This window comes from Enterobacter cloacae complex sp. I2 (assembly GCF_014896205.1).
Lineage (GTDB): Bacteria > Pseudomonadota > Gammaproteobacteria > Enterobacterales > Enterobacteriaceae > Enterobacter > Enterobacter quasihormaechei.
The window spans coordinates 81,842-94,044 of record NZ_JADBRA010000009.1; the positions used below are offsets into that span (position 1 = coordinate 81,842).

General features: G+C 57.0%; 12 protein-coding genes. 3 read left to right on the forward strand and 9 right to left on the reverse strand.

Translation table 11 applies throughout. The features are described from left to right. Nucleotides 1-2: 2 nt before the first annotated feature. Both zapD and coaE read right to left on the reverse strand, forming a co-directional pair. Complete coding sequence (gene zapD / locus IM300_RS09755) at nucleotides 3-746, reverse strand: cell division protein ZapD (protein WP_063450650.1); 744 nt, start codon at nucleotides 744-746, stop codon at nucleotides 3-5. Continuing rightward, on the reverse strand, nucleotides 746-1,366 hold the full coding sequence (gene coaE, locus IM300_RS09760) for a dephospho-CoA kinase (RefSeq protein WP_193033795.1): 621 nt from the start codon (nucleotides 1,364-1,366) through the stop codon (nucleotides 746-748). Before coaE ends, zapD begins: the two co-directional genes overlap by 1 nt. A 228-nt stretch (nucleotides 1,367-1,594) precedes the next feature. Here coaE and IM300_RS09765 point away from each other — a divergent pair, with 228 nt between their 5' ends. Then, complete coding sequence (locus IM300_RS09765; RefSeq protein WP_022647054.1) at nucleotides 1,595-2,638, forward strand: GMP reductase; 1,044 nt, start codon at nucleotides 1,595-1,597, stop codon at nucleotides 2,636-2,638. 33 nt (nucleotides 2,639-2,671) lie between these two features. Here IM300_RS09765 and hofC read toward each other — a convergent pair whose 3' ends face one another. The 4 genes from hofC to nadC all read right to left on the reverse strand — a co-directional run bounded on the left by hofC (nucleotide 2,672) and on the right by nadC (nucleotide 6,744). After that, a complete protein-coding gene (gene hofC, locus IM300_RS09770; RefSeq protein WP_193036315.1) occupies nucleotides 2,672-3,856 on the reverse strand; it encodes a protein transport protein HofC in 1,185 nt (394 codons plus the stop codon). After that, entirely contained in the window at nucleotides 3,846-5,225 is a 1,380-nt protein-coding gene (gene gspE / locus IM300_RS09775; protein WP_193036316.1) for a type II secretion system protein GspE, read from the reverse strand. Before gspE ends, hofC begins: the two co-directional genes overlap by 11 nt. A 12-nt stretch (nucleotides 5,226-5,237) precedes the next feature. Next, on the reverse strand, nucleotides 5,238-5,675 hold the full coding sequence (gene ppdD / locus IM300_RS09780; RefSeq protein WP_193036318.1) for a prepilin peptidase-dependent pilin: 438 nt from the start codon (nucleotides 5,673-5,675) through the stop codon (nucleotides 5,238-5,240). 175 nt (nucleotides 5,676-5,850) lie between these two features. Next, a complete protein-coding gene (gene nadC / locus IM300_RS09785; protein WP_063867463.1) occupies nucleotides 5,851-6,744 on the reverse strand; it encodes a carboxylating nicotinate-nucleotide diphosphorylase in 894 nt (297 codons plus the stop codon). 87 nt (nucleotides 6,745-6,831) lie between these two features. On the opposite strand from nadC, the gene ampD reads away from it, so the two are divergent. Both ampD and ampE read left to right on the forward strand, forming a co-directional pair. Further along, on the forward strand, nucleotides 6,832-7,395 hold the full coding sequence (gene ampD / locus IM300_RS09790) for a 1,6-anhydro-N-acetylmuramyl-L-alanine amidase AmpD (protein ID WP_193036320.1): 564 nt from the start codon (nucleotides 6,832-6,834) through the stop codon (nucleotides 7,393-7,395). Beyond that, nucleotides 7,392-8,246: a beta-lactamase regulator AmpE gene (gene ampE, locus IM300_RS09795; RefSeq protein ID WP_064910129.1), complete on the forward strand. Its 855-nt coding sequence runs from the start codon at nucleotides 7,392-7,394 to the stop codon at nucleotides 8,244-8,246. The genes ampD and ampE overlap by 4 nt, the downstream gene beginning before the upstream one ends. Before the next feature lie 18 nt (nucleotides 8,247-8,264). Here the strand turns inward: ampE and IM300_RS09800 are convergent, their stop codons facing one another. From IM300_RS09800 to aroP, 3 genes are all read right to left on the reverse strand, one after another. Next, nucleotides 8,265-9,215, reverse strand: a complete 951-nt coding sequence (locus IM300_RS09800; RefSeq protein ID WP_193036322.1) for a family 43 glycosylhydrolase — start codon at nucleotides 9,213-9,215, stop codon at nucleotides 8,265-8,267. Nucleotides 9,216-9,225: 10 nt separating this feature from the next. Then, on the reverse strand, nucleotides 9,226-10,623 hold the full coding sequence (locus IM300_RS09805; protein WP_063450641.1) for a glycoside-pentoside-hexuronide (GPH):cation symporter: 1,398 nt from the start codon (nucleotides 10,621-10,623) through the stop codon (nucleotides 9,226-9,228). 164 nt (nucleotides 10,624-10,787) lie between these two features. Continuing rightward, nucleotides 10,788-12,158, reverse strand: coding sequence for an aromatic amino acid transporter AroP (gene aroP, locus IM300_RS09810; RefSeq protein WP_063450640.1), 1,371 nt, complete (start codon nucleotides 12,156-12,158; stop codon nucleotides 10,788-10,790). Nucleotides 12,159-12,203 lie beyond the last annotated feature (45 nt).

Here is a 12,203-nt window from a genome sequence, read left to right on the forward strand (position 1 = left end):
CCTTAACAACAGGCCAGTTCAAAATCGAGGCGTTCCGGCACGGTGCCATGTTCACTGTCCAGCGGCATGAAGCGGATCGCGAAACGGCTTTTATGCCCGGAAATTTGCGGATAAAGCTGCTCGCCAAGAGCCAGATTCAGACGCAGAAGATCGGCGTCGTCGCCGTTATCCTGATAGAAACCGTTGAGGCTGGTTTGCTTGCGGAACGGGGCGGAGTTACGCACAAGATCGAGGATCAGCGATAACGTCTGATTCATCGGCTCCAGGCTGCCCAGCCAGCTGTTTACCTGACGATCGCGCTGCTCCTGCGGCATGTGCAACCACATATGCAGCGTTGGCAGGTCAAAGCTACAGCACCCGCCCGGTATGCTCAGGCGCTGGCGCACCAGCGCAATGAGACGGTCCTCTCGTAAAAACTGCCCAACGCGCGGCGCAGCCATCAGCGTTGTGCTGCTGTTTTTCAGCTGCTGGCGTAGAGCGTCGATGCGACTTTGATCGACGCCCGGGACTTCGGCCCAGGCCTGCAATTTACGCTGCTGGCGCTCCAGCTCTTTCAACAGCTCCGTGCGGACATCGCCGCGTTCAATCACATCCAGCAGATCGCCCACGTTGCGGAAAAAATGCAGCGCGGTAGCGTGATCGTTGACGGGCAGATGTTGTGAAAGCTGTTGAATAAGGAATTCTATGCGTAGCCAGGTACGCATTTTTTCGTTAAGCGGGTGCTCAAAAAGGATATGAGTCGACATTATGGTTTTTCCTGTGCAACGGCCTGCGCGGCGAAGGTCAGATACTGCGCGTGCAGACGAGCAACATCCGATGCAATGGCATCTGGTGCGCCGTTATTATCAATAACATCATCCGCAACGGCGAGGCGCGCTTCGCGCGTGGCCTGTGCGGCAAGAATTTGTTCAGCATGCTCGCGTGAAACGTGGTCACGCGCCATGGTTCTCTGGATTTGCGTTTCGCGGGAAACGTCAATCACCAGCGTTCTGTCTGCTTTATTATGAAGCTGATTTTCAACCAGTAACGGGACCACCCACAACACATAGGGCGAACGGGCTGCGGCAATTTGACGCTGGGTTTCCTGGTGGATAATGGGGTGGAGCAGGGCATTAAGCCAGGCTTTTTCCACAGGATCGGAAAATATGCACTCGCGCAGCTGCCGACGATTCAGGGTGCCGTCAGCCTGTATAACACTGCGACCAAAATGCGCTTCGATGGCGTTTAAGGCGGGTGTATTGGGTTCTACCACCTGACGGGCAATGATGTCGGCGTCGATAATCGTGATGCCGAGACGAGCAAACGCCTGCGCAACGGTGCTTTTACCACTACCGATGCCGCCGGTTAATGCGACGATATACCCCATTAAATCGGATCCTGGGAATTATTCATTTTTAAAATCAGTTGCTTAAAATTCAAACTTACAACAGCCAATGTTTAGCTCTCTTTACCCGCTTTTTACCAGGTAAATTTATAGGATTGTAGCGTAAAAAAAGAGAATTTCGCAGTCTTGCGGAGCAGGTATTAGTGCGTATGATAGCGTCACTGGAGTTGTGCTTTTAATAAATTTGCCTCTAACCCCAGGAATCCGCACATGCGTATCGAAGAAGATCTGAAGTTAGGTTTTAAAGACGTTCTTATCCGCCCTAAACGCTCTACACTGAAAAGTCGCTCAGACGTTGAACTTGAACGTCAATTCACCTTTAAGCATTCCGGTCAAACGTGGTCTGGCGTGCCGATTATCGCGGCCAACATGGACACGGTCGGGACCTTCGAGATGGCGACCGCACTGGCGCAATTCGACATCCTTACTGCGGTACACAAACACTATAGCCCTGAGGAGTGGAATGCGTTTGTCGCCTCCGCCTCCGCTGACGTGGTGAAGCATGTGATGGTCTCGACCGGTACGTCTGATGCCGACTTCGAGAAAACCAAACAGATCCTGAACGCGAATCCTGCGCTGAATTTTGTCTGCATTGACGTGGCAAACGGGTATTCCGAGCATTTCGTCCAGTTCGTCAGCAAGGCGCGTGAAGCCTGGCCCACCAAAACCATCATCGCGGGCAACGTGGTGACCGGGGAAATGTGTGAAGAGCTGATCCTGTCCGGTGCCGACATTGTGAAAGTAGGCATTGGCCCGGGGTCCGTATGCACCACGCGCGTGAAAACCGGTGTGGGTTATCCGCAACTGTCTGCGGTCATTGAATGCGCTGACGCCGCGCACGGTCTGGGCGGCCAAATCATCAGCGACGGTGGCTGCACCATGCCGGGCGATGTCGCGAAAGCCTTTGGCGGTGGCGCAGACTTCGTGATGCTCGGCGGCATGCTGGCAGGCCACGAAGAGAGCGGCGGTACCGTGGTGGAAGAGAACGGCGAGAAATTCATGCTTTTCTACGGCATGAGCTCTGAATCTGCGATGACCCGTCACGTGGGTGGCGTAGCCAAATACCGTGCGGCGGAAGGCAAAACCGTTAAGCTGCCGCTGCGTGGCCCGGTCGAGAACACGGCGCGCGATATTCTCGGCGGTCTGCGCTCCGCCTGTACCTACGTTGGGGCTTCCCGCCTGAAAGAGCTGACTAAACGCACGACGTTTATCCGCGTTCAGGAGCAGGAAAACCGCGTATTTAATAGCCTCTGACGGCTACGGCTGGCGCGCGTCCGTGCGCCAGCGCTACCCCACGCTCATTGCATCCCCCAGATGAAAAATCGGCAGATACATTGCCACCACCAGCGTGCCGATAATCAGTCCCGTCACGACAAGTAACAGAGGCTCAAGCAGCGCCGCCAGATTGTCCGCCTGCTGAAATGTCTGCTCCGTATGGTGACGGGCCAGATTCATCAGCATTACATCCAGCGAACCCGATATTTCGCCGGTGCGAATGAGCTGAATACACAGTGGCGTGAAAACAGAGGCCTTCTGGAAGGAGGACCACACGGGCATGCCCTGTTCGATATTGCTGCGTATCGCGCAGAGTTTTTCCTGCCAGTAGCCACGCTCAACGATCTCCTCCGCGCTTTCCAGCCCTTGTAAAAAGGTAATGCCGGCCTGCTGGGTTAATGACAGCACGGTAAAAATTTGTCCCAGCTTTTGCCCGCGCGTCAGCGTGCCCATTACCGGTACGTGTAACAAGACATACTGCCAGCGTGGGTGCCGCCGCAGTTTACAGGCGATGATAGCCAATATGATGAGCAGGGCGACAAGGGTAAGAATATGCGTCTGAACAAAGGCGGCCAGCCCCATGACTGCCTGCGTGAGCAAAGGGAGCGGGGTTTTAAACGTTTTGTAGATTGCAGCAAACTCAGGCAACACCAGCGTGACCATGGCCAGCACCACGAAAACGGCCAGCGTCAGAATGATCGTTGGATAGCGCAGCGCTTTCTTTACCTTTGCACTGAGCTGCTGCTGGGATTTCTGCTGCTGCGCAAGCTGACGGCAGCACGCTTCGAGCTTTCCCGTTAGCTCACCCGTTTTCACCATGGAGACATACAGAGGGCTGAACACCTCTGGCCATTTCTTCATGGCCTCTGACAGGGCACAGCCTTCACTGAGGTCATCAGCAAGACTGTGCAGCAGCGCCTGCCACTGTTTCAAAGGATGCTGTTCCGCCAGCATTTGCAGGCTTTGGGACAGCGTGAGTCCGGCCTGTAACAGCGTGGCGAGCTGGCGAAAAATCTCGTAGCAGTGCTGCACCTGCCATCGGTGGCGTCCCTGACAGCGCTTGAGCGCCAGCGGGTGCAGCTGTTTAAGCACCAGTGCGGTGAAAGCTGCGTCACGGTCGATGGCCCAGAGGGTGCCCGTTTGCACGTCCCCCTCGGGGGTAAGAGCACGCCAGCGCCAGAGCGAATTAGCAGCCATCGGGCATTCCCAGTACGCGCAACAGCTCTTCGAGCGTGGTCAGCCCTTGCTCCACGGCCATGCAGCCATGCTCAAACAAAGAGGCCATTCCCGCCTGACGTGCGCTGGAGCCGATCACCTCCGTACTTGCTCCGCTGGCAATGGCCTGACGGAGCGCATCGTCGATGACCAGCACTTCAAAAATGGCTACGCGACCGTAAAAACCGTGATAGCAGCGATCGCAGCCGGTGGGTTGCCAGCGAGGAAGCGGACGTGGCCACAGCGTGCGCGGCAGTTCGGCGTGGCGGCTGGTTTCCTGCCGGCAGTACGGACATAAACGGCGTACCAGCCGCTGGGCAATCACCATCGAGAGCGCCGAGGAGATCATCCAGCGTGCGACGCCCATCTGTTGCAGCCTGACCAGCGTTTCAGTCGTCGAGTTAGTATGAAGGGTGGACAGCACCAGATGCCCGGTTTGCGCGGCCTTAATCGCAATTTCTGCCGTTTCGCCGTCGCGAATTTCACCCACCATAATGATGTCAGGATCCTGCCTGAGCAGCGCGCGCAGCACGCTCTGAAAGGTCAGCCCCGCGCGCGGATTAATCTGCGTCTGGTTTAAGCCTGCAAGGGGAATTTCCACCGGATCTTCCACGCTGCAAATATTGACGTCAGGGGTATTCCGGGCCTGCAACGCGCTGTACAGCGTCACCGTTTTCCCGCTACCGGTTGGGCCGGTGACCAGAATTAAACCCTGAGGGCTGTTAAGCACTCCGGCAAAACGGGCCTGCTGGTCTGCGCTCATTCCCAGCTGTTCAAGCTCCAGAGCTTGCTGTACCTGATGAAGCAGGCGGAGCACGATTTTTTCTCCACCGCTACAGGGAAGGGTTGCGATACGAAAAGAGACGGGGACGCTTGCCAGCTCCACCGTAAACTGACCGTCCTGCGGCAGGCGACGCTCTGCAATATCCAGCTGGCCCAGCACCTTCAGGCGTGCGGCAAGCGTCGTCCCGAGGGCGGCAGGGATCGGCGGCTGCGGGTAGAGAACGCCGTCAATTCGCAACCGGATCTGGTAGCCGTTGCCCGTCGGTTCAATATGGATATCGGAGGCCCGCTGGTTTACTGCCTGCTGCAACGTTGTGTTGAGCACATCTGCGGCTGAGTTTGGCGCTATGCCCGGCAGATGGGATAATGAGACGGGCTGTAGCCGTTTTTCCATCCGCTCGGCCGTCCAGCACTCGATATCAATACGCTTCTGTGTGGCGAAGCGTAACGCCTCCATCAGCTCAGAGGCAGGGTTACCCACTACCGCAATGCTGATCGTGTCGGTGTCGCTTGCGAGCAGCAGTGCATGATGGCGCTGACAGAGTGTCATAAGCTGTTCGGTATTCATTGCCCACTCCTGTCAGTTGGTGTCGAAGCGGAAAACATCTTCACAGGCTTGTCTGAGCGCACTGTCGGACGCAATTTTGCAGTCGCGCGTCCAGCCCGTCATACCGTTACCGTCGCTCCAGATCGGCGTCATCAGCACTTCGAGTCCGCTAAGACTTTCCTGCCCTGTTAACGATACGACCCCCTTTGCTACGCTCATCGCCGAAACGTAACGCGTGGTTGTCGGAGAGGGAATACCATTGGTGCCTGTGTCGCAGCGATCCACGCCCCCCCGATCCAGGGCGCAAAGCTCAATGGCGGTACGGTAGGGAATGAACGTTTGCAGCATATCGGTGAGCGCCGCTTTTCGCAGGTAGTTCTGGTAGGCCGGGACGCCAATCGCGCTCAGGATGGCAATAATGCCAATGACGACCATTAGCTCAATCAGCGTAAATCCTTGTTGTCTGTTCATGTCTGCTCCTTACGTTAGGTGGCGCTACTCTGGCAGTGCCGGGACGCAGAAACGAGGGGCAAAAGCGTGAACGTGAAGGGGCTTTCAGGGAAATGATTCAGCGTTGCAGAGATGGACAGCGTAATTGCGAGCGGTTTCGTATTTCCCCCCTCCGGGCGGAGAGGGGAAGGGCAAATTATTTGAAGCGCATCGAGAGGTCGAGGGCGCGTACGTGCTTGGTCAGCGCGCCAACGGAGATGTAGTCGACGCCGGTTTCAGCAAATTCGCGGAGGGTGTCGAACGTCACGTTGCCGGACACCTCCAGCTGCGCCTGGCCGTTTGTGCGTTTGACCGCTTCACGCATCTGCTCCGTGTCGAAGTTATCGAGCATGATGATGTCAGCCCCCGCCTTAATGGCCTCGTCCAGCTCGTCCAGATTTTCCACTTCTACTTCGACCGGCACATCCGGATGCAGCCAGAAGGCTTTTTCTACTGCCTTGCGCACCGAGCCGGAGGCAATAATGTGGTTCTCTTTGATCAGGAAGGCGTCGGATAACCCCAGACGATGGTTTGCGCCGCCGCCGCAGAGCACGGCGTATTTCAGCGCGGTGCGCAGGCCCGGCAGGGTTTTACGGGTGTCCAGCAGCTGCGTGCGGGTCCCTGCCAGCAGGTCAACGTAGCGGCGCACTTCACTGGCGACGCCAGAGAGCGTTTGCACAAAGTTGAGCGCGGTGCGTTCGCCGGTCAGCAAGACGCGGGCCGGACCGTCCAGCTCGAAAAGGGGCTGATTCGCACTGACCGCATCACCGTCGTCAACGTGCCATGTTACCTGCACCTCGTCGCCCGCCAGCTGGGTGAAGACCTCCTCAACCCAGCGTTTGCCGCAAAATACGCCGTCTTCGCGGGTGATGATGACCGCGTGCGAGCGTGTCTCTTTTGGCAACAATTGTGCGGTAATATCGTTATCGGCGCTGACGTCGCCGCCCAGATCTTCTTTGAGAGCATGGGCAACGCTTGTCGGAATATCACTATTAATACGTTCCAGAAGCGCGTCACGTCGGTGGTCGGGGTTATAGCGGCGAGGCGGCATGATAAAACTCCAAATTGGTAACGAATCATAATATTGAAACATGCTACTCTGAACCGAGTAACAGCACCATAGATAAGGAGTTCCAGCATGTTGTTAGAAAACGGATGGCTGGTGGACGCGCGACATGTACCGTCGCCGCACCACGATTGCCGCCCGGAGGATGAAAAACCCACACTGCTGGTGGTTCATAACATTAGTCTCCCGCCGGGTGAATTTGGCGGTCCGTGGATCGACGCGTTATTCACTGGAACGATAGATCCCGATGCCCACCCTTTCTTTGCTGAGATTGCACACCTGCGCGTATCGGCGCATTGCCTGATCCGTCGTGACGGCGAAGTGGTTCAGTATGTTCCCTTTGATAAGCGAGCCTGGCATGCGGGCGTGTCGATGTACAAAGGACGCGAGCGCTGCAACGATTTTTCCATTGGAATAGAGCTGGAAGGCACCGACACCACGCCTTACACCGATGCGCAATATCAGAAACTGGTTGCTGTGACGCAAACGTTAGTCGGGCTTTATCCCGCCATTGCAGACAATATTACGGGGCACAGCGACATCGCCCCCGAAAGAAAAACTGACCCCGGCCCGGCGTTTGACTGGTCCCGGTTTCACGCCATGCTTACCACGTCGTCAGATAAGGAGATAACATGACGTTGTTTACCATGCTGCTGGTTATGATCGCCGAACGCCTGTTTAAGCTCGGCGAGCACTGGCATCTGGATCACCGGCTGGAAGTGTTATTCCGCCGCATCAGGCATTTTTCCATGCTACGCACGCTGCTGATGACGGCCGGTGTGATGGTCATTACCTTCCTGCTGCTGCGCGCGCTTTACGGCCTCTTTTTCAACGTGCCGCTGCTGGTAGTGTGGATCCTGCTGGGCGTGCTGTGCATCGGCGCGGGCAAGGTGCGTATGCACTATCATGCCTACCTGAAAGCCGCCTCACGGGACGATGCCCACGCGCGCGGCGCGATGGCAAGCGAGCTGACGATGATCCACGGCGTGCCGCCGGACTGCGATGAACGCGAGTTCCTGCGCGAGCTGCAAAACGCGCTGCTGTGGATCAACTTCCGTTATTACCTGGCGCCGCTGTTCTGGTTTGTGGTGGGCGGCCCGTGGGGGCCGGTTCTGCTGATGGGCTATGCGTTCCTGCGCGCCTGGCAGACCTGGCTTGCCCGTTATCTGACCCCGCATGAGCGTTTGCTTTCCGGCATTGATGCCATTCTGCACGTGCTCGACTGGATCCCGGTGCGTCTGGTGGGCGTGGTCTATGCCCTTATCGGTCACGGCGAAAAAGCGCTGCCCGCGTGGTTTGCCTCCCTTGCGGACCGCCATACGTCGCAGTATCAGGTGTTAACCCGCCTGGCGCAGTTCTCGCTGGCGCGTGAGCCGCACGCGGACAAAGTCGAAACGCCAAAAGCAGCCGTCTCGATGGCGAAGAAAACGTCGTTTGTGGTGGTGGTGGTTGTGGCGCTGCTGACGATTTACGGCACGCTGGTCTAAGCCAGCGCGCCGAAGCCGTTACAGCGTATCCGCAGGCGGGATGCCGAAATCAGGCATCCCGTTTTCGTCCCAGCGGACGCGCTTCAGGCGAGTGTGGCGATTGGGATCGTACAGCGGATCGCCTTCAATTTCAGTGTAGTTTCGCGCGTGGTAGACCAGCACATCGTCGCCCTCAGGGGTCTGCGTAAAGCTGTTATGGCCTGGCCCATACTGCCGGTTTTCATAGCTGGTGACGAACACCGGGCGCGGGGATTTCTGCCAGTTAGCCGGGTTTTGCAGATCGGCATTCACGTCTATCCACAGTAATCCCATGCAGTAGTTTTCGTCGGTGGCGCTGGCGGAGTAGCTGATGAACAGCTTATCGCCGTGGAACAGCACTGCCGGGCCTTCGTTAACCCAGAACCCGCGGCACTCCCAGTCATATTCCGGCTTGCTGAGCATCACCGGTTCGCCCTTCAGCGTCCACGGATTTTCCATTTCACACAGGTAAAGATTGGAGTTACCGGAAATGTCCGGGGCTTTTTGCGCCCACAGGTACCAGCGTTTGCCCTGATGAACAAAGGTGGTGGCGTCCAGCGCGAAGGTGTCGAAAGGCGTTTTGATTTGCCCTTTTTCCACCCACGACCCGGTAAGCGGATCGCCGTCGGCGCACGCCAGCGCAAACATGCGGTGCTGGAACATCCCCAGCTTGTCGAGCGCCTGCGTATGCGTGGCGGCAAAATAGATGTACCACTTGTTGTCAATGTGGTGCAGTTCGGGTGCCCAGATCAGCTGGCTCATCGGGCCGGCGTCAGGCTTGCGCCAGACCACCACCTCTTCGGCATTGCGTAAACCTTCCAGCGAGTCCGCGCGGCGGATCGCCAGCCTATCGTACTCCGGCACGGAGGCGATAAAGTAATATTGCCCGTCGTGGCGCAGGATGTACGGGTCGGCGCGTTGTTCAATAAACGGGTTTGGCCAGGTTTGCATTCGGCTTTCCTTATTTAGTCTCAGCGGCGCTGATTTCCTGATACTCGTTCAGCTCGCGATAGTTAATGCGGCGCTTCTCCAGGTCTTCCTGGATCCGCTTCATCGTCTCCCGGTCAACTTTCAGCAGACGCACCACGCCAGCGGTTATGAGATACCCGACGCCCGGAATGACGGTAAAGAGCAGCACGATGCCGTTGATGGCATCCGCGCTCTGCGCTTTCGCCCCCGCGTCGTAACCGTACCAGGAGAGCAGGAAGCCCACCATCGCCCCGGCAATCGCCAGGCCCAGCTTGAGGAAGAAGATGTTGCCGGAGAAGCTGATCCCGGTGATGCGCTTCCCGGTTTTCCACTCGCCGTAGTCATCCACGTCGGCCATCAGGGACCAGTGCAGCGGGGAGGGGATCTGGTGCAGGATATTGAGCAGGACGTAGAGCACCACGATGGTGACGGTGGCTTTCGGGTCGAAGAAGTAGAAAGCGCAGGAGAAAATCGCCAGCGCGATGTTGGTCCAGAAGAAGACTTTAAGCTTACACCAGCGGTCGGTCAGCACTTTCGCCAGCATGCTGCCAAACATCATGCCGACAACGCCCAGGCTGATAAACAGCGTGGCAAAATGGGTGCTTTGACCCATTACCCAGGTAACGTAATACATGGTTGCCGCCATGCGGATAAAGCCCGGGCAGACGTTGCACAGCGTGAGCAGCAGAATGCGCACCCACTGATCGTTCTTCCACACGTCCTTCAGATCATTTTTCAGCTCATCATGGGTTTGCACCGCCGGACGTACGCGCTCGCGCACGGTGGCGAAGCAGAACAGGAACATGCAGGTACCCACCAGCGCCAGCACGGTCATCGCCATCTGGTAGCCTTTGGCTTTGTTATCCCCGCCGAACCAGTCGGCCATCGGCAGCAGCGTTAAGGAGAGCAGCAGCGTGGCGATACCGACCATCACAAAACGATAGGACTGGCAGGCAACGCGCTCTTTCGGGTCGTTGGTGATCACGCCCCCGAGCGAGCAGTACGGAATGTTGATGGCGGTATAGGTCAGCGACAGCAGGAAATAGGTGACGAACGCATAGATAACCTTGCTGTTATAGCTCCAGTCGGGCGTGGTAAACATCAGGATGCTGAACAGCGCATAGGGGAAGGCAATCCACAGCAGCCATGGACGAAACCGGCCATATTTGCTGCGGGTACGGTCGGCAATCGCGCCCATGATCGGGTCCGTTACGGCATCGATGACGCGTACAGAAAGCAGCAAAACGCCAACCAGCGCAGGCGCAAGACCAAAAATATCCGTATAAAAATAGTTAACAAATAACATGATGGCGCCAAAGATAATGTTGCATCCGGCGTCACCCATGCCATAGCCGATCTTTTCTTTTACTGACAGTTTGTTGTTATCCATCGACAGCTCTCCGGGTTTCGGTATGGAGAGAATTATTCGCTGGCAAACGAATATATGCGTTGCAATATAAGGGCGGCGATATGGATGATTTTGCTGTTGGCGTGAATTTGTGAGGAAGGTAACAAGACGCTGCGCCCGGCAGGATGGGCGCAGCGAGAAAACACTTAGTGCGCTTTCACCGTTTTGGCATTTTTCTGCTTCACCAGATAGCCCACGCCGAGGATCGCAATCCAGACCGGGATCAGGTAAACGGAAATCGCCATGCCGGGGGTGATGAGCATGATAACCAGCACGGCTGCCATGAACACCAGGCAAACCCAGTTCCCCAGCGGATAGAGCAGGGCAGGGAAGCGAGTGGTGACGCCCTGCTGCTGCTTGGCACGGCGGAACTTGATGTGCGCGAGGCTAATCATCGCCCAGTTGATCACCAGCGCGGAAACCACCAGCGCCATCAGCAGACCGAAGGCCGATTCCGGGGCCAGGTAGTTAATCAGCACGCACAGCGCCGTCACGACCGCCGACACGATAATGGTGTTAACCGGTACGCCACGTTTATCAACGGTAAGCAGCGCTTTCGGCGCGTTGCCCTGCTGTGCCAGGCCGAACAGCATACGGCTGTTGCAGTAAACGCAGCTGTTATAAACAGAGAGCGCGGCGGTCAGCACCACGACGTTAAGCGCGTTCGCTACGAAGGTGTCGCCCAGCTCGTGGAAGATCAGCACGAACGGGCTGGTATCCGCCGTGACGCGCGTCCATGGCAGCAGGGAGAGCAGTACCGCCAGGGAGCCCACATAGAAGATCAGAATACGGTAGATCACCTGGTTAGTCGCTTTCGGGATGCTCTGCTCCGGGTTGTCGGCTTCCGCAGCGGTGATGCCCACCAGCTCAAGACCGCCGAAGGAGAACATAATGATCGCCATCATCATCACCAGGCCGGTCATGCCGTGCGGCAGGAAGCCACCCTGTTCCCAGAGGTTGCGTACGGTGGCCTGCGGGCCGCCGTTGCCGCTGAAGAGCAGCCAGCCGCCGAAAATGATCATCGCCACCACGGCAATGACTTTGATAATCGCAAACCAGAACTCCATCTCGCCGAACACTTTTACGTTGGTCAGATTAATGGCGTTGATGATAACGAAGAAGGCCGCGGCTGACGCCCAGGTGGGGATCTCCGGATACCAGAACTGAATGTACTTCCCGACGGCGGTTAGCTCGGCCATGGCAACCAGAACGTACAGAACCCAGTAGTTCCAGCCGGAGGCGAAGCCCGCAAAGCTGCCCCAGTATTTGTAGGCAAAGTGGCTGAACGAGCCTGCGACCGGCTCCTCGACGACCATTTCACCCAGCTGGCGCATAATCAGAAAAGCAATGAAACCCGCAATCGCGTAACCCAAAATAATGCCTGGACCGGCAGACTGGATTACGGATGCGCTGCCCAGAAACAGGCCAGTACCAATAGCACCGCCCAGGGCGATGAGCTGAATATGGCGGTTTTTAAGGCCGCGCTTTAGCTGATCGCCATGCTGTTGAGCTTCCATTTGAAACCTCGTGTGTGGTTGTTATGTTCACGCTGTGCGTGTGTA

Bases quoted from the DNA above. Each gene is read 5' to 3' on its own strand.
- zapD (WP_063450650.1), bottom strand. From the start codon at position 746: ATGTCGACTCATATCCTTTTTGAGCACCCGCTTAACGAAAAAATGCGT.
- coaE (WP_193033795.1), bottom strand. From the start codon at position 1,366: ATGGGGTATATCGTCGCATTAACCGGCGGCATCGGTAGTGGTAAAAGC.
- IM300_RS09765 (WP_022647054.1), top strand. From the start codon at position 1,595: ATGCGTATCGAAGAAGATCTGAAGTTAGGTTTTAAAGACGTTCTTATC.
- hofC (WP_193036315.1), bottom strand. From the start codon at position 3,856: ATGGCTGCTAATTCGCTCTGGCGCTGGCGTGCTCTTACCCCCGAGGGG.
- gspE (WP_193036316.1), bottom strand. From the start codon at position 5,225: ATGAATACCGAACAGCTTATGACACTCTGTCAGCGCCATCATGCACTG.
- ppdD (WP_193036318.1), bottom strand. From the start codon at position 5,675: ATGAACAGACAACAAGGATTTACGCTGATTGAGCTAATGGTCGTCATT.
- nadC (WP_063867463.1), bottom strand. From the start codon at position 6,744: ATGCCGCCTCGCCGCTATAACCCCGACCACCGACGTGACGCGCTTCTG.
- ampD (WP_193036320.1), top strand. From the start codon at position 6,832: ATGTTGTTAGAAAACGGATGGCTGGTGGACGCGCGACATGTACCGTCG.
- ampE (WP_064910129.1), top strand. From the start codon at position 7,392: ATGACGTTGTTTACCATGCTGCTGGTTATGATCGCCGAACGCCTGTTT.
- IM300_RS09800 (WP_193036322.1), bottom strand. From the start codon at position 9,215: ATGCAAACCTGGCCAAACCCGTTTATTGAACAACGCGCCGACCCGTAC.
- IM300_RS09805 (WP_063450641.1), bottom strand. From the start codon at position 10,623: ATGGATAACAACAAACTGTCAGTAAAAGAAAAGATCGGCTATGGCATG.
- aroP (WP_063450640.1), bottom strand. From the start codon at position 12,158: ATGGAAGCTCAACAGCATGGCGATCAGCTAAAGCGCGGCCTTAAAAAC.